Origin of the sequence: Aeromonas sp. 600479 (genome assembly GCF_049175515.1) — a bacterium.
Lineage (GTDB): Bacteria > Pseudomonadota > Gammaproteobacteria > Enterobacterales > Aeromonadaceae > Aeromonas > Aeromonas veronii_A.
Window position 1 is genome coordinate 148,795 of record NZ_JAAKVF010000006.1, and the last position, 19,783, is coordinate 168,577.

Annotated in this window: 17 protein-coding genes; 10 read left to right on the top strand and 7 right to left on the bottom strand. The window is 60.3% G+C overall.

Features of this window, described 5'->3' with window-relative positions; genetic code table 11:
* Positions 1-15 precede the first annotated feature (15 nt).
* On the bottom strand, positions 16-1,179 hold the full coding sequence (locus G5149_RS09275; RefSeq protein WP_421212314.1) for an FAD-dependent monooxygenase: 1,164 nt from the start codon (positions 1,177-1,179) through the stop codon (positions 16-18).
* Positions 1,180-1,443: 264 nt separating this feature from the next.
* On the opposite strand from G5149_RS09275, the gene miaB reads away from it, so the two are divergent.
* The 5 genes from miaB (at position 1,444) to lnt (ending at position 7,116) form a co-directional block, all read left to right on the top strand.
* Entirely contained in the window at positions 1,444-2,877 is a 1,434-nt protein-coding gene (gene miaB / locus G5149_RS09280) for a tRNA (N6-isopentenyl adenosine(37)-C2)-methylthiotransferase MiaB (RefSeq protein ID WP_005348044.1), read from the top strand.
* Positions 2,878-2,930: 53 nt separating this feature from the next.
* Positions 2,931-3,989: a PhoH family protein gene (locus G5149_RS09285; RefSeq protein WP_216978184.1), complete on the top strand. Its 1,059-nt coding sequence runs from the start codon at positions 2,931-2,933 to the stop codon at positions 3,987-3,989.
* Positions 3,986-4,450: an rRNA maturation RNase YbeY gene (gene ybeY, locus G5149_RS09290; RefSeq protein WP_421212315.1), complete on the top strand. Its 465-nt coding sequence runs from the start codon at positions 3,986-3,988 to the stop codon at positions 4,448-4,450. Before G5149_RS09285 ends, ybeY begins: the two co-directional genes overlap by 4 nt.
* Before the next feature lie 95 nt (positions 4,451-4,545).
* Positions 4,546-5,430, top strand: a complete 885-nt coding sequence (gene corC, locus G5149_RS09295) for a CNNM family magnesium/cobalt transport protein CorC (RefSeq protein WP_421212316.1) — start codon at positions 4,546-4,548, stop codon at positions 5,428-5,430.
* Between the two features lie 141 nt (positions 5,431-5,571).
* A complete protein-coding gene (gene lnt / locus G5149_RS09300; protein WP_421212317.1) occupies positions 5,572-7,116 on the top strand; it encodes an apolipoprotein N-acyltransferase in 1,545 nt (514 codons plus the stop codon).
* A 65-nt stretch (positions 7,117-7,181) separates the two neighbouring features.
* Here lnt and nqrE read toward each other — a convergent pair whose 3' ends face one another.
* The 4 genes from nqrE to G5149_RS09320 all read right to left on the bottom strand — a co-directional run bounded on the left by nqrE (position 7,182) and on the right by G5149_RS09320 (position 10,992).
* Entirely contained in the window at positions 7,182-7,781 is a 600-nt protein-coding gene (gene nqrE, locus G5149_RS09305) for an NADH:ubiquinone reductase (Na(+)-transporting) subunit E (RefSeq protein ID WP_421212318.1), read from the bottom strand.
* A gap of 198 nt (positions 7,782-7,979) precedes the next feature.
* Positions 7,980-8,405 carry a hypothetical protein gene (locus G5149_RS09310; RefSeq protein ID WP_236348389.1) on the bottom strand — a complete coding sequence of 142 codons (426 nt, stop codon included), beginning with the start codon at positions 8,403-8,405 and terminating at the stop codon, positions 7,980-7,982.
* Positions 8,406-8,648: 243 nt separating this feature from the next.
* On the bottom strand, positions 8,649-10,379 hold the full coding sequence (gene recJ, locus G5149_RS09315; RefSeq protein WP_421212319.1) for a single-stranded-DNA-specific exonuclease RecJ: 1,731 nt from the start codon (positions 10,377-10,379) through the stop codon (positions 8,649-8,651).
* A complete protein-coding gene (locus G5149_RS09320; RefSeq protein ID WP_421212320.1) occupies positions 10,345-10,992 on the bottom strand; it encodes a disulfide isomerase DsbC N-terminal domain-containing protein in 648 nt (215 codons plus the stop codon). The genes recJ and G5149_RS09320 overlap by 35 nt, the downstream gene beginning before the upstream one ends.
* Positions 10,993-11,311: 319 nt before the next feature.
* Here G5149_RS09320 and mscL point away from each other — a divergent pair, with 319 nt between their 5' ends.
* The gene (gene mscL, locus G5149_RS09325) at positions 11,312-11,722 is read left to right on the top strand and encodes a large-conductance mechanosensitive channel protein MscL (protein WP_042054731.1); all 411 of its coding nucleotides are present in this window, start codon (positions 11,312-11,314) and stop codon (positions 11,720-11,722) included.
* A gap of 71 nt (positions 11,723-11,793) precedes the next feature.
* On the opposite strand, the gene xerD is transcribed toward mscL, so the two are convergent.
* Positions 11,794-12,693, bottom strand: a complete 900-nt coding sequence (gene xerD, locus G5149_RS09330; protein WP_201904921.1) for a site-specific tyrosine recombinase XerD — start codon at positions 12,691-12,693, stop codon at positions 11,794-11,796.
* Positions 12,694-12,943: 250 nt separating this feature from the next.
* On the opposite strand from xerD, the gene fldB reads away from it, so the two are divergent.
* The 3 genes from fldB to G5149_RS09345 all read left to right on the top strand — a co-directional run bounded on the left by fldB (position 12,944) and on the right by G5149_RS09345 (position 16,405).
* On the top strand, positions 12,944-13,462 hold the full coding sequence (gene fldB / locus G5149_RS09335; RefSeq protein WP_421212321.1) for a flavodoxin FldB: 519 nt from the start codon (positions 12,944-12,946) through the stop codon (positions 13,460-13,462).
* Positions 13,463-13,664: 202 nt separating this feature from the next.
* Positions 13,665-15,065, top strand: a complete 1,401-nt coding sequence (locus G5149_RS09340) for a TldD/PmbA family protein (RefSeq protein ID WP_421212322.1) — start codon at positions 13,665-13,667, stop codon at positions 15,063-15,065.
* Complete coding sequence (locus tag G5149_RS09345; protein WP_421212323.1) at positions 15,065-16,405, top strand: TldD/PmbA family protein; 1,341 nt, start codon at positions 15,065-15,067, stop codon at positions 16,403-16,405. Before G5149_RS09340 ends, G5149_RS09345 begins: the two co-directional genes overlap by 1 nt.
* 84 nt (positions 16,406-16,489) lie before the next feature.
* Here G5149_RS09345 and G5149_RS09350 read toward each other — a convergent pair whose 3' ends face one another.
* Positions 16,490-16,984, bottom strand: a complete 495-nt coding sequence (locus G5149_RS09350) for a zinc ribbon-containing protein (RefSeq protein WP_005335155.1) — start codon at positions 16,982-16,984, stop codon at positions 16,490-16,492.
* Between the two features lie 145 nt (positions 16,985-17,129).
* Here G5149_RS09350 and leuS point away from each other — a divergent pair, with 145 nt between their 5' ends.
* On the top strand, positions 17,130-19,706 hold the full coding sequence (gene leuS / locus G5149_RS09355; RefSeq protein ID WP_337072457.1) for a leucine--tRNA ligase: 2,577 nt from the start codon (positions 17,130-17,132) through the stop codon (positions 19,704-19,706).
* Positions 19,707-19,783 lie beyond the last annotated feature (77 nt).

A 19,783-nucleotide genomic window follows, 5' to 3' on the forward strand; every position in this document is an offset into this window, starting at 1 on the left:
TCTGGTTCCAACCGGTCAAACCAGCCCCAGCGCATAGCGTAGCGCCATCTCCTTGAGCGGGCCTGCCTTGTCCGCCAGATTGAGGACCAGATTGCGGGCCAGCTTGAGAGGGCCAATCTCGTTGCTGAAAACCCCATAGAAGAGATCCATCCCCGACTGCATCAACAGGTTGTCGGGACGACGGCGCCGCTCGTAACGCTCGGCCAGCGCCAGCTGATGCCAGTCAGCGCCAGCCCCTTGCAGCAGATCGACCCAGCAGGCTACATCCTTGAAGCCGAGGTTGACCCCCTGCCCCGCCAGCGGGTTGATGGTGTGGGCGGCATCGCCGAGCAGCACCACCCGACCGGCGTGATAGTCGTTGGCGTGACGGCGCACCAGCGGGAAGCTCCCCTTGCCGGTGACGGTAAACCCGCCGAGCCGGCTCGGGAAGTGGCGGCGCACCTCGGCGGCAAGCCCTTCGTTGCTGATGGCAACCAGCGCCCGGATACGGGCCGGGCAGTCATACCACACCAGAGAGCCGTGCTGGCCGGGCAGCGGCAGGAAGGCACGCGGACCACTCGGGGTGAACTGCTGCCAGGTGATATCTTCCTGCGCGAAGTCGGTGTCGATATTGATCAGCATGCAGTGCTGGCGATACTCGAAGCGCGATACGCCAATACCCGCCAGCTTGCGGGTATGGGATTCGGCACCGTCGCAAGCCAGCACCCAGCGGGCGGCCAGCTCGGTGCCATCATCCAGAGTCAACACAGCTTCATCCGCATCCTGGCGCAGGCTGGTCACCACCGCCGGAGTGTGGGTCTGGATGGTGGGAAAATCCTCCATCCGCTTGAGCAGGGCGAGCTGCACCAGCCGGTTTTCGATGATGTAGCCAAGCTGGGGCAGGCCAAGATCGGCGGAATTGAAGCGGGTGGCAAAACCGTCCAGCTCCCAGGTCTCCAGCCGGCGATAGGGGCAGAGCCGCATCTGCTGCAGATGTTGCCAGGCTCCAGCCTGCTCCAGCAGCGCCACCGAAGCCTGACTGATGGCGGAAACCCGCAGATCCAGCGGCTGCTCTGGCGCGTATTGCTCTGGTAGTTGCGTCTCGATGACCCGCACAGAGAGGCCTTGGGCCGCCAGCAGGCTGGCGGTAGCTGCGCCCACCATACCGGCGCCGACGATGGCGATATCACACTGTTCCATAGATTGATTCCTGAAAGGGTGCGTCCGGCGACAGCGCCCGGACGTGAACCGGATGGCTGCATGATAGCGCAAGGGAACGGGATAAACAGTGAAGGGATTTGAGAATTGCTGCGTCAAATCAAGGAGAAAGCCGATTTTCCCCGCATGCAATCACCCCTCTGGGAAAAGGGGGCAAATTGGATATTCGCTAGGCAGTCTCACGATTGCGGAGTAAAATGCGCGGTCCTTTGACCATGCCGCATTCAAAACAAGTCAAGAGAAGCAATGAGCAAAAAACTTCACATTAAAACCTGGGGTTGCCAGATGAACGAGTACGACTCGTCCAAAATGGCCGACCTGTTGGATGCCAGCAATGGCTACACGCTTACCGAAGAGCCCGAAGAGGCAGACGTTTTGCTGCTCAATACCTGCTCCATCCGCGAAAAAGCGCAGGAGAAGGTGTTTCACCAGCTGGGTCGCTGGAAAAAGCTCAAGGCAAACAAACCCGGTCTGGTGATCGGCGTGGGCGGCTGCGTCGCCTCCCAGGAGGGGGACAACATCCGCACTCGTGCCCCCTATGTGGACATCGTGTTCGGCCCGCAAACCCTGCATCGCCTGCCCACCATGATCAAGCAGGTACAGGAAGGGCGCGGCGCCCAGGTTGACGTCGCCTTCCCCGAAATCGAGAAGTTTGACAGCCTGCCCGAGCCGCGCGCCGAAGGGGCGACCGCCTTCGTTTCCATCATGGAAGGCTGTTCCAAATACTGCTCCTTCTGCGTGGTGCCCTACACCCGCGGCGAGGAGGTAAGCCGACCGCTGGACGACGTGCTCTATGAGATCGCCCAGCTAGCCCAACAGGGCGTACGCGAAGTAAACCTGCTCGGCCAGAACGTCAACGCCTACCGGGGCTCGACCTTCGACGGTGGCATCTGCACCTTCGCCGAGCTTCTGCGGCTGGTGGCCGCCATCGACGGCATCGATCGCATTCGCTACACCACCAGTCACCCCATCGAGTTCACCGACGACATCATCGAGGTCTACAAGGACACCCCGGAAGTGGTCAGCTTCCTTCACCTGCCGGTGCAGAGCGGCTCCGACCGCATTCTTACCATGATGAAGCGCCCGCACACCGTGCTGGAGTACAAGTCCAAGATCCGTCGCCTGCGCGCCGCCCGTCCCGACATCACCATCAGTTCGGACTTCATCGTCGGCTTCCCGAACGAGACGGATGAGGATTTCGAGGCAACCATGAAACTCATCGAAGAGATCAACTTCGACATGAGCTTCAGCTTCATCTATAGCCCACGCCCCGGAACCCCTGCCGCCGACCTGCCCGATGACGTCGACATGGAGGTGAAGAAAGCCCGTCTGAGCCGCCTGCAGCACGTCATCAACAACCAGGCGATGCAGATTGGCCGCGCTATGCTGGGCACTACCCAGCGTATTCTGGTGGAAGGGCCCTCCAAGCTCGACCCGATGCAGTTGTGCGGCCGCACCGAGAACAACCGGGTGGTCAACTTCGAAGGTCCGCACACCCTGATCGGCGGCTTTGCCGACGTGGAGATCACCGAAGTACGTCCCAACTCCCTGCGCGGCAAATTCATCCGCGGCGAGAACGAGATGAACCTGCGCATCGCCACCGCCCCGAGCGAGATCCTGGCCCGTCGCCCGGACAATGTGCCGGACGAGCTGGGTGTAGCTGCCTTCACTCCCCATTAATTTTCCCTCCCTATCCGCTTGGCGGATGGGGAGCGCCCCGATACGAGGATATTGTGAGCCGACACATCTCGACCCTGAATCTGCATCTGGATCCTGCCGACAACCAGCGTCTCGCCAGTCTGTGCGGTCCGTTCGATGACAACATCAAGCAGCTGGAGCGCCGCCTCGGCGTCGAGATCAGCTACCGTGACAACCACTTCCAGCTGGTGGGCAAACCAGCCCAACTGGATGCCGCTGCCGTTATCCTCAAGCACCTCTATGTGGAAACCCAGCCCCTCAAAGGCGGCAAGGTGACCGACATCACCCCCGACATGGTCCATCTGGCCATTCAGGAGTCTCGGGTGCTGGAACAGGATGAGGAACCGGCGCCGAGCATCCCCTATGGCAAAGAGGTGACAGTCAAGACCAAGCGCGGTCTCATCAAGCCACGCAGCCCCAATCAGGCCCAGTACATCGCCAACATCGTGCGCCACGATATCTGTTTCGGCATAGGCCCTGCAGGAACAGGCAAGACCTATCTGGCGGTGGCGGCGGCAGTGGATGCCCTGGAGCGTCAGGAAATTCGCCGCATTCTGCTGACCCGTCCAGCGGTGGAAGCGGGCGAGAAGCTTGGTTTCCTGCCCGGCGATCTCTCCCAAAAGGTCGACCCTTACCTGCGCCCGCTATACGACGCCCTGTTTGAAATGCTGGGCTTTGAGCGGGTCGAGAAACTGATGGAGCGCAACATCATCGAAGTGGCACCGCTCGCCTATATGCGCGGAAGAACCCTCAATGACGCCTTTATCATTCTCGATGAGGCCCAGAACACCACCACCGAGCAGATGAAGATGTTCCTCACCCGCATCGGCTTCAACTCCAAGGCGGTGGTCACCGGTGACATCACCCAGGTAGACCTGCCGCGCAATGCCAAATCCGGCCTGCGCCATGCGCTGGAAGTACTGCCAGGGGTCGATGGTCTGTCGTTCAACTTCTTCGAGTCCAAAGACGTGGTTCGCCACCCGGTGGTGGCCCGTATCGTGCAGGCTTACGAGGCATTCGATGCCAAACAGGCAGCGGAAAAAGCAGCCCCCATTTTTGGGAAAGAGAGCATCGGCAAAGAGAGCGAGCAATGAGCGTAACCCTGGATCTGCAACTGGCCAGTGCCAGCATCGAAGGCCTGCCAAGCGAGGCCCAGCTGCAAGGCTGGCTCGACGGCACCATTCTCGGCTTCCAGCAAGAGGCTGAAGTGACGGTGCGCATCGTCGACGAGGCGGAGAGCAACGAGCTCAACCTCACCTATCGCGGCAAGGACAAGCCCACCAACGTGCTCTCCTTCCCGTTCGAGGCGCCACCCGGTCTGGAGCTGCCGCTGCTGGGCGATCTGGTGATCTGCCGTCAGGTGGTGGAGCGTGAGGCCCAAGAGCAGGGCAAGCCCGTCATGGCCCACTGGGCCCACATGGTTGTGCACGGCAGTCTGCATCTGCTAGGTTATGACCATATCGAGGATGAGGAAGCCGAAGAGATGGAAGCGCTTGAGCGCGACATCATGCAGGAGCTCGGTTTTGCCGATCCCTATCTGAACGACGAAGAGTAAAACGCCGGATGGTCATCGACTTGAAACAGCAGATGGCCATCCTTATATAACCCGAACAATTTCAAGTGTGTTTAAGCGAGTAACCAAGAGAGAAAATGACCGACGATCACCCTAGTACCGGCTCGCCGAAGAAAACCTGGCTCGACAAACTCAGCCAACTCTTCCAGGGCGAGCCAAAAGACCGCAACGATTTGGTAGACGTGATAGCCGATGCCGAGGAGCGCGACCTCATCGATCAGGACACCAAGGACATGATCGAGGGGGTGCTGGAGATCGCCGATCTTCGCGTGCGAGACATCATGATCCCCCGCTCCCAGATGGTGACCATCGAGAAGTCCCAACCGGTGGATGCGATTCTGCCGGTGATCATCGAGTCCGGTCACTCCCGCTTCCCGGTGATCAACGAAGACAAGGATCATGTGGAGGGCATTCTGCTCGCCAAGGATCTGCTTCCCTTCGGGTTTGGCGGCCATCACGCCAGCGAGCCGCTGCAGCTCGAGAAAATCTTGCGCCCCACGGTGATCGTGCCCGAGAGCAAACGGGTTGACCGTCTGCTCAAGGAGTTCCGTGAAGAGCGCTACCACATGGCCATCGTGGTCGACGAATTTGGTGGCGTCTCCGGTCTGGTGACCATTGAAGACATTCTCGAGCTTATCGTCGGCGAGATAGATGACGAATTCGATGACATCGAGGATGAGCCGGACGAGATCCGCCGCATCAGCAAACGGGTCTTCTCGGTCAGTGCCCTTACCGAGATCGAGGATTTCAACGACTTCTTCGGCACCCAGTTCAGCGATGAAGAGGTGGATACTGTGGGTGGTCTGGTGATGCACGCCTTCAGTCATCTGCCCAAAAAGGGCGAGGAGATTGAGCTGGATGGCTACCTGTTCAAGGTGATGCATGCCGACCGGCGTCGTCTGCAGCAGTTGCAGGTGAAGATCCCGGAGAACCATGTCGTGGCACAATCTGAACCCCAGTAAACTGCCAGCGATCTTTTGACAACGCCCCGCCTGCGGGGCGTTGTGCTATCCGGATGGCGCGAGGCTCGCCGTTAACCGCCGTACGGGGTAAGATACCGGCCATTCGACCCCAGTTGCACACCAAGACGAGCACCATCGCCCGTGAGATTATCCCCTGTTACTTCCAAAATTCTGTTAAGCCTCAGTGCATTGGCCTCTGGCGCCATCGCCGTGCTGGCCTTCTCCCCCTTCGGCTACTGGCCGCTGGTGCTCCCCTCCCTGCTTGGCCTCTATGCCCTGCTGGACAAAGCCACGCCAAAGCAGGCCGCCTGGCGCGGTTTTGGCTATGCCATGGGGCTCTTTTTACCAGGCCTGTGGTGGATCCACGTCAGCATGACCGAATTTGGCGGCATCCCGCTGCCGGTCGCTTTTATACTGCTGGCCGGTCTATCCGCCTATCTGGCGCTCTACCCGACGCTCGCCTGCTGGGTTTTCGCCCGCTTCTTTGGCAGCCGTCACTGGAGCCGCTGGCTGCTCGCCTTTCCGGCACTCTGGCTGCTGGCGGACTGGCTGCGTGGCTGGGTGATGACAGGCTTCCCCTGGCTCTGGTTTGGCTACAGCCAGATCGACGGCCCGCTCAGGGGCTTTGCTCCCATTTTCGGGGTGCAGGGCATCACCCTCGCCCTGTTGCTCTCTGCCTCCGCCATCTGGCTGGTGTGGAAATCCCGCTCCCCGCTCTGGCTGGCAGTGCCCGCTCTGCTGGTAGCCGGTGCCCACGGTCTGATGCAGCTCAGCTGGGTCACCCGTGGCGAGCCGGTCAAGGTAGCACTGGTGCAAGGCAATATCGCCCAGTCCCTCAAGTGGGATCCGGAGGCGCTGGTGCCGACGGTGCGCAAATATCAGGATCTCAGCCGCGAGAATCAGGATGCCGATATCATCGTCTGGCCGGAGTCGGCCATCCCGGCCATCGAGAAGGAGATGGGCCCCTATCTGGAGAGCCTCGACAAAGCGATGAAGGTGAACAACACCGGTCTGCTGGCGGGGATTATTCACTATGATTTCGAGCAACGACGCTTCTTCAATACCGTGCTCGGCATGGGGGTACAGGATGCGGATGGCAAGGAGTCCTACTTCTACGGGCACCCCAACCGTTACAACAAGTACCACCTGCTGCCCATCGGCGAGTTCGTGCCATTTGAAGATCTGCTGCGTCCCATCGCCCCCTTCTTCAATCTGCCGATGTCCTCTTTCAGCCGGGGCGATGAAGTGCAGCCAAATCTGATCGCCAAGGGGCTCAAGTTCGCCGCCGCCATCTGCTACGAGATCATCTTCCCGGAGGAGGTGCGCCGCAACGTCAATGCCGATACTGACTTCCTGCTGACCGTCTCCAACGATGCCTGGTTCGGCACCAGCATCGGCCCCTGGCAACATATGGAGATCGCCCGGATGCGCGCGCTGGAGCTGGCTCGTCCGCTGCTGCGCGACACCAACACCGGCATCACTATTGTTACCGAGATTGACGGCAGCATCATCGGCCAGATCCCGCAGTTTGAAGCGGGTGTGCTGCGCAGCGAGGTGCGTCCCGCCCACGGCGAGACTCCCTACATGCGCTTTGGCACCTGGCCCCTCTACGGCCTGACCGTGCTGCTGCTGGGTCTGGCGCTGGCGCTGCGCCCCAAGGCACACCCCTGGGCCCGCGAGCTGTAACGACCACCCGCAATCTCCGATAAACAGCGAGGCGCCCACAGGCGCCTCGTTTTTTCATCTCCTCATCAGATCGATATGCCGGAGAAGGACATAAAGCCAAGGGACATCAGCCCCGCCACGATAAAAGTGATACCAATGCCCCGCAGCCCCTCGGGCACATCGGCGTACTTCAGCTTCTGGCGCAGCCCGGCCATGGCGACAATGGCCAGCAGCCAGCCAAGTCCGGAGCCTGCGCTGTAGACTAGCGACTCGATGAAACCATAATCCCGCTGCGCCATAAACATCACCCCTCCGAAGATGGCACAGTGCACCGTCAACAGCGGCAGATAGATGCCGAGCGCCTGATAGAGCGCCGGAACGTACTTGTCGAGCACCATTTCCATCACCTGCACCAGCGCCGCCAGCACCCCGATGTAAATGATGTAATCGAGAAAGCCCAGATCGAATTCACCGAAAAAGGTACTGCCTGCCCGCAAGATATGGCGGTAGATCAGGTTGTTGAGAGGAATGGCGATCACCATCACCACCAGGATCGTCATGCCGAGGCCGAAAGCGGTGTTGATGTTCTTCGAGACGGCCAGAAAGGTACACATCCCCAGAAAGAAGGCCAGGGCGAGGTTCTCGACAAAGATCGAGTGAATAAACAGGTTGAAGTAGTAGTCCATAGGGTGTGCTCACCAGATGTTTGCGCAAAGAAAAGTCTGCCTCTGGCCGATGGCCAGCAGCATGGACGAAGCAACAGGAAGCGCGGACGCAACACCGGACGATATAGCGCAGGCAACAGGTGCAAGCCTGCCCGTCAGTCAATCAGGAGCGTTACAAACCGAGTGAAAAGGTGGATGGGCGCCCGCCAGCAGGGTGAGCTAGTCGCCGTGACAGAAACGATATTGCAGGTGGCGACAGCGCAGTAGCCGTCGGTGCAGATAACCGAAGTAGCCGGGGAGCTGCCTGACATAGAGAAGAGGGAGAACCAGTAGCAGACCGCAGAGCAGGCCGAGGATATCGTGCTGGAACCAGGCCAGCACCATCTGATAGCGCTCGGGATGAGTGGCCCCTTCGAGCCGCCGCCCCAGCTCGAAGCCGAGTCGCCATTGGGAGGTTGGGGGGAGGCCGACACTGTTGACCAATCCCGGATCGGATTGCTCATGCAACTGCATCGAGACCTTCTGCCTGACCGACGCCTGATGAGGTGTTGCAGTGACCCCTACCGCAGCGAAAGCGGCAAACCACAGCAGGCTGGCGATAGCGAGGGCAATCGTCCAGGTCGACAGTCGACCAGAAGGCAGCAAAGAGTCAGTCCCGTTCAAACAACAAAATGATGCAGGGATGAATGTATCACAACACCTCTTTTTCTTGAATTTTTAACCGCATTGAATGACGTAAAGCGATACAAAAAAACCATCTCACTCAGAAAGCCAGCAATTAAATACCAACATAACAAAGCGGTAGAGTCCCCCTGGCCCACAGTAAAACGGCCACCCGAGGGTGGCCGTTGTCAGCGATGTCAGCGACAAAGCAGCAATGCTCCCGGCTCAGAGACCGGCTGCCTCCAGATGTTCCACCAGCAGCTGCACGCTGCGGTTGCCGCGCCACTCGTTGACATCGAGCCGGTAGACAAGCCGCACCCGTTTGACCGAGGCATCGGGCCAGCGCTTGAGATCGACGCCAAAGGCGATGGCATCCACCGCGTGACCAGAATCGGTTGTCAGCATCATCTTGAGGTGCTTCTCCCCCACCAGCCGCTGCTGCACCAGCACGAACTCGCCGTCAAACAGTGGCTCGGGGAAGGCCTGACCCCAGGGGCCGGAGGCGCGAATCAGCTCCGCCAGCTCGAGGTTGAGCTCATCCGGCAACAACTCGCCGTCGGTGAGCAGCACTCCGGTCAGCAGCTCGGGGGTCACCAGCTCGCCGATGACCGCCTCAAAGGCGCGGCTAAAAGCCTCGATATTGGCCTTGGGCAGGGTCAGCCCCGCCGCCATGGCGTGGCCGCCAAACTTGCCCATCAGGCCCGGATGGCGGGTATCGAGCAGTTCCAGCGCATCGCGCAGGTGCACCCCGGGAATGGAGCGGCCGGAGCCCTTCAGTTCGGTCTCACTGCTCTCGGCAAAGGCGATGACCGGGCGGTAGTACTTCTCCTTCACCTTGGAGGCCACCAGCCCCACCACCCCCTGATGCCACTCGTCCCGGTGCAGCACTATGCCAGAGGGCACCTCGCCATCGCGAAACCGGATCTGCTCCAGGGTGGCAAGCGCCTCCTGCTGCATCCCCTGCTCGATCTCCTTGCGCTCCTGATTGAGGCTATCCATCTCGGCCGCAAGCTGGCGCGCCAGATTGAGATCATCGCAGAGCAGACAGGCGACCCCGAGGGACATGTCATCGAGGCGCCCTACCGCATTGAGGCGTGGCCCCAGTGCAAAACCGAGGTCGGCGGCGGTGAGGCGACGACCATCGCGGCCCGACACATCCACCAGCGCCTGAATGCCGGGGCGACAGCGCCCGGCCCGGATCCGCTGCAACCCCTGATGGACCAGAATGCGGTTGTTGCCATCGAGCGCCACCACGTCGGCAACCGTGCCGAGGGCCACCAGATCGAGGTAATCCGCCACATTGGGGGCGCGCAGCCCTTGCCGTTCGTACCAGCCGAGCTGACGCAGATGAGTGTTGAGGGCCGCCATCAGGTAGAAGGCTACCCCCACCCCGGCCAGCGACTTGGAGGGGAAATCGCAACCATGCTGGTTCGGGTTGACGATGGCATCAGCGTCAGGCAGCTCCTGACCCGGCAAATGGTGATCGGTAACCAGTACCTGCATGCCGGCCGCCTTGGCAGCCGCCACCCCGGCGATGCTGGAGATGCCATTGTCTACCGTGATCAGGAACTCGGCGCCGCGCGCCACCGCCAGCTCGACGATCTCGGGAGTCAGTCCATAGCCGAACTCGAAGCGATTGGGCACCAGAAAATCGATGTGGCGACCGCCCATGGCGCGCAGGGCCAGCACACACAGCGCCGAGCTGGTGGCGCCGTCGCAGTCGAAGTCACCGACAATAAGGATCCGTTTCTGAGCGGTCAGAGCCTCCGCCAGCAGCGGCACCGCACGCCCCATCCCATAGAGGCGCTGGGGCGGCAGCAACTGGCTGGCGCTGCGCTCGAGCAGGGCAGGATCCTCTACGCCACGGCTGGCGAAGATTTGACGAAGCAGGGGGTGCAGGTTAGCGGGGAGATGGGAATCATCAACTCGCGGACGACGACGGATTTGCAGGGGCATTGATGTGATCCAGTATCTTGAGCAGTTGTTCAGGGCTCTGGTAGCCACGTACCAGATCTCCATCAGAGGAGACCCAGGCAGGCAGTACCTTGACCCCCAACCACTGGCTCAGGCCAATATTCTCGATAAGGGTCTCACTACATTCCTTTTGAGGCAAATAGGCTTTGAAGGGATCATTCTGCAGCAGGGGATCCTTGCACCAGTGGGAAGCCTGTCCGGCATGTTCAATCACAGGGTAGAGCTCGACGCTCACACCGGATGTTTGCAGATGTTGCAACGTGCCAGACAGTTGACGACGAGCGGCATCCTGTTCACCGAAAAAGAGCGCAACCCGATGGCGCTCATTCCTGGCCTTGAGCACGACAGGTGGATGGGTCACCTGGGACAAGCCCAACCGACGCTGCTCGCGCATACCCGAGACGGTAAGGTTCTTCATGTTATGAGTCATATCCAGCATGACCCCCTGCACAACATAGTTCCCCTTGGCATCGCTGTAGAGCACTCCTTGCGAAGTGCCCAACATATAGAGCCCGGGAATGGGGGTCTGTTCCACCAGATAAACAGAGACCCCAAGACGGGCGATAATGGTCTGTTTCAAGACTTTGGGATCCATCCCTGCTCTGGCAGAAAATGTGCATGTAAGCATCACAACCAGTAGTAAATACTTCATTTTATTGCTCATGCGGCATGAATGAATGGATTCAAGAAGGTACAGCAGCCAAGTTCATTACTCAACTCGCTATTTACAACAAAATCAATATCAGTGAAGAGGAGGAGAAAAAATGTCTCCCCCGATTGCCAAGGGGGCATAACCCCAGCAAGCTAGTCAGGACGACAGGAATAACGCGGCTTAGCCTCTGTTTTTCCTGACAAGAGTTCGCCCTTTGGCAAGGGTTATCAACGCGCTATCTTGTTTAATTTCGGAGGAAATAATGAGTCTGATTCAAGAGTTCAAAGCCTTTGCCGCCCGCGGCAACGTCATCGACATGGCCGTCGGTATCATCATCGGTGCCGCCTTCGGCAAAATTGTCTCCTCCTTCGTCGGTGACGTGATCATGCCGCCCATAGGCCTGATCCTGGGCGGCGTGGACTTCAGCGACCTAGCGGTCACCCTGAAGGCCGCAGAAGGGACAACACCCGCCGTGGTCATCGCCTATGGCAAGTTCATCCAGACCATCATCGACTTTCTGATCATCTCTTTTGCCATCTTCATGGGACTGAAGGCCATCAACACCCTCAAGAAGAAACAAGAAGAGGAAGCCGCCGCCCCGGCAGGCCCGACCAAGGATCAGGAGCTGCTGACCGAGATCCGTGATCTGCTGAAATCCCAGCAAGGGAAATAAGCGCCATCTCCTGTCGTGTAGAGATAAAAAAACCGCCTGCTGGCGGTTTTTTGTTTTTGGGAGGACAGCACTCAGGCTCTGGGGTGGTGCTCACCGTGCAGCGCCTTGAGCCGCTCGTTGGCCACATGGGTGTAGATCTGGGTAGTGGAGAGATCCGCGTGGCCCAGCAGCATCTGCACCACCCGCAGATCGGCGCCGTGGTTGAGCAGATGGGTGGCAAAAGCGTGGCGCAAGGTATGGGGGGAGAGCTCGCCCTGAATGCCGGCACGCTGGGCATAGAGCTTGATGCGATGCCAGAAGGTCTGGCGGGTCATCATGCGCGCCTGCTTGGAGGGAAAGACCACGTCCGAGCTGGTGCCCCCCAGCAGCAGGGTACGGGCCTCGCGGTAGTAACGCTCCAGCCAGTGCATCGCCTCCTCGCCCATCGGCACCAACCGCTCCTTGTTGCCCTTGCCCACCACCCGCACCAAGCCCTGACGCAGGCTGACATGCTCGGCGGTGAGCCCCACCAGCTCGGAAACCCGCAGCCCGGTGGCGTAGAGCAGCTCCAGCATTGCCTTGTCCCGCAGCTCCAGCGGGTCATCCACCAGCGGCGCACTCAAGAGTGCCTCCACTTCCGCTTCGCTTAAATCGGAGGGAAGTTTTTTCGGCAGCTTGGGCCCCTCCAGCAGCACGGTCGGATCGTCGCTGCGTAGCTTCTCGCGGTTGAGATACTGGTAAAAGCGGCGCAGGGCCGACAGAAAGCGGGCGGTGCTGCTGGCCGCAAACTGGTGATCGACCCGCCAGGCGAGGTAGTGCTGGATCTCGTCCATCCCCGCCAGCAGCAGCGAGCTCCCCTGCTCGTCGAGCCAGAGGGAGAACTTCTCCAGATCGCTGCGATAGGAGCTGACCGTGTTGTCAGATAATCCCCGCTCCAGCCAGAGGGCGTCGAGGAAGGGTTCAATCAGGGGATGGGGGTCGGGCTTGCTCATGGTGCGCTGCAATCAGGGGATCGATGGCCCATTGTAACGCGCCAACTCCTTGGAAAGACAAGGCACTTTCATTGGAAAGATAAGGCACGTTTGCCACACCCCTTGCCGGGCGGTGAAGGTCGAATGGCAATCTGCTAGACTGGCGCCCTCCCCTTACGTTACCCATCGTGTTGCCAACATGGCGCAGCCCACACGAGCATGCGAGAACGCGCCAAAAGCAAGCGAGAAAGCGCCAACAGAGAGAAGAGCGATGAAGATTGGTCTGTTTTACGGTTCCACCACCTGCTACACCGAGATGGCAGCCGAGAAGATCCGCGCCCTCATCGGCCCCGAGCTGGTGGATATTCACAATATCAAGGATGTCTCCCTGCGCCGGATGGAGGATTACGAGATCCTGATCCTCGGCATCTCCACCTGGGATTTTGGCGAACTGCAGGAGGACTGGGAGTCCCGCTGGGAAGATATCGCCGACCTCCACCTGGAGGGACGCATCGTGGCCCTGTTTGGCCTCGGCGATCAGCTCGGTTATGGCGAATGGTTCCAGGACGCCCTCGGCATGCTGCACGATCAGTTGATGCCAAAAGGGGTCAAGCTGGTGGGCTACTGGCCCAACGAAGGGTACGAATTCGATGCCTCCAAGGCACTGATCGACGATGGCCGTCACTTCGTCGGGCTGGCCCTCGATGATGCCAACCAATATGACCAGACCGATCCGCGCATCGAGCAGTGGGTCGAGCAGATCCTGAGCGAAATCCACGCCCTGCTCTGATCTTTCCCACGTTTTGGCAAAACGACCCTGAGCGCCTGGCCTTGGCCGCCGGGCGCAGTTATCGCACCGATTTTCTCAATCGGTATCATCGCATGACGCTATAGCGACTTTTTTGTGCTGGTCTGCAACAATGGACTCGACATCCCATAACAATCAGAGCTGGATGTCGGAAGCAAACGGACAGACCAGAAAAGGATATTCTATGACCCCATTCTCCCTGTTGGCCCCCGCCATCGCCCGTGACGTGCTCGATCACGCGCTGGCACTGGGTGCCGATTTCGCCGAGCTGTTTGTCGAGCGCAAGCGCCGCAGCCAACTCAGCCTGCTCTCCAGCCAGATAGAGAACATCAGCGGTGGCCTCGATTTCGGCATCGGCGTGCGCCTCTGCTACGGCCACAAGGTGCTCTACGGCTACACCAACCAAGCCAGCCGCGACGAACTGCTGCGCATCGTCACCCTGCTGGCGGCCAAAGACCGCCGCGACCCCGTGGTGACCGCCACCGCCTTCGATTTCACCCGCCTGAGCGATCGCAACCCGGTGGCCCTGCCCTTGTCGGTAGACAAGCTGCTGGAGCAGAAGATCGCCTATCTGCACGCCATGGATGCGGTGGCCCGTGCCGAGAGCAGCAAGGTGAGCCAGTTCTCCGGCAACGTGCTGGGCTGGGAGCAGGAGGTGGAGATCTTCAACAGCGAAGGGGTGCAAGTCGCCGATCGCCGCCACTACAACCGCATCATGGCCCAGACCATCGCCATGGAAGGGAGCGAGCAGAGCGTCGGTTACGAGGCCCCCGGCGCCCTGATGGGCTGGGAGCATGCCGATCGCATCGATCCGCGCGAGCTGGCCCTCACCGCCACCCGTCAGGCACTGGTGAAACTGGGCGCGGCTCCCTGCCCGAGCGGCACTCTGCCGGTCATCATGGAGAACGGCTTTGGCGGCGTCATCTTCCACGAGGCGTGCGGCCACCTGCTGGAGACCACCTCGGTAGCCAAGAAGGCCTCTGTATTCCATGACAAGATGGGCCAGCTCATCGCCAATCCGGCAGTCAGCGCTGTGGATGAAGGCTTGCAGAGCAACGCCTGGGGCTCCATCAACGTCGATGACGAGGGGATGGCGACCCAGCACACCCAGCTCATCAAGGACGGCGTACTGACCGGTTTTCTGGTGGACAGAATGGGCGCCCTCAAGACGGGCTACGCCCGCACCGGCTCGGGTCGGCGCGAATCGTACAAGTATGCCCCCACCTCGCGTATGCGCAACACCTATATCGAACCGGGCAACCATAGCCTCGACGATATGCTGGCCACGGTGGAGCACGGCATCTACGCCAAGAAGATGGGGGGCGGCTCGGTACAGCCCGGCACCGGCGAGTTCAACTTCAATGTGCAGGAGGCCTACCTCATCGAGCACGGCAAAATCACCAAGCCGCTCAAGTCGGCCACCCTTATCGGCACCGGCCCGCAGGTGCTGAAAGAGATCTCCATGGTGGGCAGCAATCTGGCACTGGCCGCCGGCATGTGCGGCTCGATCTCGGGCTCGGTTCCCACCTCGGTGGGCCAGCCGGCGCTGAAAGTGGACAATATTCTGGTGGGAGGGAACGCCTGATGAGCCAGCTCGACATGAACCAACTGCTCACCCGCCTGCTAGGCAAGGTGGCCGACCTCGGCGCCGAGGCAGACATCATCGCCAATCAGGAGAAGGCCTTCTCCCTCAAGGCAGACAAGGGCGAGCTGGGTGAATACAAGGTCACCAGCAGCCAGCAGCTCGGCATTCGCCTGATCAAAGAGGGTCGGGTCGGCATAGCCTACTCGGAATCCCTCGATGAGCTGGCGCTGGATGCCATGCTGCAGGATGCGCTCGATGCCAGCCGCTTTGCCAAGGTGGATGCGGACCAGCGTATCTCGGTGGCCAATAGCCGGATCACCACAGATTGCGCCGAGATCAACCTGCCCGATACCACGCCGGTTGAGGAGAAGATCGCCCTGGCCCTGCGCCTCGAATCAGACATGCTGGCCATGCCCGATGTGAGCGGCGCCCCCTACAACAGCTTCTTCGAAGGGGAGAGCCAGCTCTGGCTCGCCAACAGTCAGGGCACCCTCTGTCAGCACGGCGAGTTCAGCGTCGGCTGCTACACCTCGGCGCTAGTGGAACGGGATGGCCGCCAGTCGATGCACTCGCAGGGGCAGTATGGCCGTCGCTTCGACGAGCTGGATAGTCAGGCCCTAATCGAGCAGATCTACGCCATCGCCGATGGTCTGCTGCCCGGTGAAGCGGTGCCGAGCGGTCGCTACAGCGTCATCTTTAGCACCAACTGCTTCGCCAGCCTGTTTGGCTGCTTTCAGGGCGTGCTGTCGGGCAAGTGGGCCCAGCAGGGGATCAACCCCTGGCGCAGCAAGGTCGGCCAGAGCGTGGCGTCACGCTGGCTTACTCTGGAGAGCCGGGTCTATATGCCTGGCGGCATGAACATCAAGGCGTTTGATGGCGAGGGGGCGGCCAGCTCGGATCTGCTGCTGATTGGCGAAGGGGAGCTGAAAACCCTGCTCCACAACAGCGCCACCGCCCGCCACTTTGGCGTCGCCAGCAACGGCTCGGCCGCCCGCGGCGCTCGCAGCGCCCTCGATGTGACAGCTCGCCACCTGGTGTTTGGCGCAGGCCCCCACTGCGAAGCGGAGGTGCAGAGCGGCGACTATCTGGAGCTGGTCAAGCTGGATGGCCTGCACTCCGGTGCCGATGCGGTGAGCGGCGACTTCTCCTTTGGCGCGTCGGGCTTCCTCTGTCGCGACGGGTTGCGACTGCAGCCGGTGCGCGGCATCACGGTAGCGGGCAACTTCTATCGCCTGCTGGGTGAGCTGGAAGCGGTCGGTGACACCCTGCACCACAACGATGGCAAGGGCTTCTACGCCCCGCTTATCCGTTTTGGCGGTCTCTCCGTCGCGGGCAAGTAAATGCCCCGACGAAACCTGCAAGTAAGAAAAAGGCGCCTGATGGCGCCTTTTTGCTCGTTATCTCGTCCGCATTGATGGCATGACTCAGGGCGAGAGCGGCTCGCGGTGATACTCGGCGCAGCCGCATTCGGGGCAGGTATCGAGCTGTTGTGGGTGTAGCACGGTATGGCGCCAGCCGCACTGGTCGCACACCATGACCCCGAGCCCTACCCAATCACCCGCTTCGTAAACCCCCTTGTGCTCGAGCTCGTCGGCCAGCTCCCGCCACTCCACCTGGGCGCGGTCGGTCACATCCGCCAGCCAGGACCAGGCGGTGTCTTTCAGGGCCAGCATAAAGGCAGACTCTTCCACCTGCGCACTATCGTCATGGCGCCCCTCGTCATAGTTGCCCAGATCCCGCTTCACGTACTCGGCGATGAGCGCCAGTTCGTCCTGGGTCAGGTCGCTGGCAGCCTCCAGATAGGCCTGCACCTTGGCAATCATCCGGTTGAGGCGCTCCCCCTGGAACTCTTCAGTCTCTTGCCACTGTTTTTGCAGCTCGGCAATGAAGGCTTCGTACCCTTTTTGACGTTTGTCCATGGCTCTAACTCCTCTACTAAACCCTGATCTGGCCCGGCTTAAGGCCCAAGGGACGCTGGCGGTTGTTGCCGCCGCAGGATATGGGTATTCTATTGCGATTTCCCAGCTGATTTATCTATTCATTTCACAGATCCGGATGTCACCAATGCAAGAGCAATACGTTCCCCAATCAATCGAACCAGCAGTGCAAAAGCACTGGGATGCCAAGAAAACCTTCAAGGCCGTGGAGAAGGTAGACAAGGAGAAGTTCTACTGCCTGTCCATGTTCCCCTATCCGTCTGGTCGACTACACATGGGGCACGTTCGTAACTACACCATAGGTGATGTGATCTCCCGTTATCAACGCCTCAATGGCAAGAACGTGCTGCAACCCATAGGTTGGGATGCATTCGGTCTGCCGGCGGAGAACGCCGCAGTCAAAAACAATACCGCACCGGCGCCCTGGACCTACGAAAACATCGAATACATGAAGAACCAGCTGAAGATGCTGGGTCTGGGTTATGACTGGGATCGTGAAGTCGCCACCTGCAAACCGGATTACTACCGCTGGGAGCAGTGGTTCTTCACCAAGCTCTACGAGAAGGGTCTGGTCTACAAGAAGACCTCCTCCGTCAACTGGTGCCCGAACGACATGACAGTGCTGGCCAACGAGCAGGTAGTCGACAACTGCTGCTGGCGCTGTGACACCCCGGTGGAGCAGAAAGAGATCCCCCAGTGGTTCATCAAGATCACCGACTACGCCGAAGAGCTGCTCAACGACATCGACAATCTGGAAGGCTGGCCAGAGATGGTCAAGACCATGCAGCGCAACTGGATTGGCCGTTCCGAAGGGGTCAACATCAGCTTCAATATCGAGGGCCAGGCTGAGCAGCTGGAGGTCTACACCACCCGTCCGGACACCTTCATGGGCGTGACTTATGTCGGTATCGCTGCCGGTCACCCGCTGGCGCTGCAAGCAGCCCAGAACAATCCGGAGCTGGCCGCCTTCATCGAAGAGTGCAAGAACACCAAGGTCGCCGAAGCGGAACTGGCCACCATGGAGAAGAAGGGCATGGCCACCGGCCTCTACGCCATTCACCCGCTGGATGGCCGCAAGGTACCGGTCTGGGTCGCCAACTTCGTGCTGATGAACTACGGCACCGGCGCCGTGATGGCGGTTCCGGCCCACGATCAGCGTGACTTCGAATTCGCCACCAAATATGGCCTCGACATCAAGGCGGTGATCAAGCCGGTTGATGGCGACGTCGACGTGAGCGACGCCGCTTATACCGAGAAAGGCGTGCTGTTCAACTCCGGCGAGTTTGACGGTCTCGACTTCCAGGGCGCCTTCGATGCCATCGCCAGCAAGCTGGAAGGGCTCGGCAAGGGCAAGCGCACCGTCAACTACCGTCTGCGTGACTGGGGTGTCTCCCGTCAGCGTTACTGGGGTGCCCCCATCCCGATGCTGACCCTGGCTGACGGTACCGTAGTGCCGACGCCGGAAGATCAACTGCCGGTACTGTTGCCGGAAGATGTGGTGATGGATGGTATCCAGAGCCCGATCAAGGCTGACGCCGAATGGGCCAAGACCACTTACAACGGTCAGGAAGCGTTCCGCGAGACCGATACCTTCGACACCTTTATGGAGTCCTCCTGGTACTACGCGCGCTACTGCTCCCCGGACTACGACAAGGGCATGCTGGATCCGGCTGCTGCCAACCACTGGCTGCCGGTGGATCAGTACATCGGCGGTATCGAGCACGCCTGTATGCACCTGCTCTACGCCCGCTTCTTCCACAAGCTGCTGCGTGACGCGGGTCTGGTCAACAGCGACGAGCCGTTCAAGCGCCTGCTCTGCCAGGGCATGGTGCTGGCCGACGCCTTCTACTACAAGGACGAGAAGGGCGGCAACGTCTGGGTCAGCCCGACCGACGTCAAGGTAGAGCGTGACGAGAAGGGTCGCATCACCAAGGCCATCGACAACGAAGGCCGTGAGGTAATGCACTCCGGCATGACCAAGATGTCCAAGTCCAAGAACAACGGCATCGACCCGCAGCTGATGGTCGAGCGTTACGGCGCCGATACCGTCCGTCTGTTCATGATGTTCGCCTCTCCGGCAGAAATGACGCTGGAGTGGTCCGACTCCGGCGTAGAGGGTGCCCAGCGCTTCCTGCGTCGCCTGTGGCGCGTCACCTTCGAACACGTTTCCGGTGGTGTCGTTGCCGCACTCGATGTCGCTGCTCTCACCAACGAGCAGAAAGCGGTACGCCGTGAACTGCACAAGACCATCGCCAAGGTGAGCGATGACGTGGGTCGCCGTCAGACCTTCAACACCGCCATCGCCGCCATCATGGAGCTGATGAACAATCTCTCCAAGCTGGGCAACGACGAGCAGGACCGCGCCCTGCTGCAGGAAGCGCTGGAAGCTGTGGTAGTCATGCTCTACCCCATCACTCCGCACATCGGCTTCGAGCTGTGGAAGATGCTGGGCAAGGGCGACGACATCGATCACGCAGCCTGGCCGGTGGCCGATGAAGCGGCCATGGTCGAGACCGAGAAGCTGGTGGTGGTACAGATCAACGGCAAGATGCGCGGCAAGCTGACCGTGCCGGCCGAGATCAGCCAGGCCGACGTCGAGAAGCTGGCAATGGCCGATGCCTCCGTACAGAAGTTCACCGACGGGCTGACCGTGCGCAAGGTGATCTATGTACCTGGCAAGCTGCTCAACATTGTCGCTAACTAATTGGCTGCCAGCTGATCATTGTCAATCTGTGACAGCAAACGGATGATAACGGCGGGCCCTGCGCCCGCCGCTTTCCC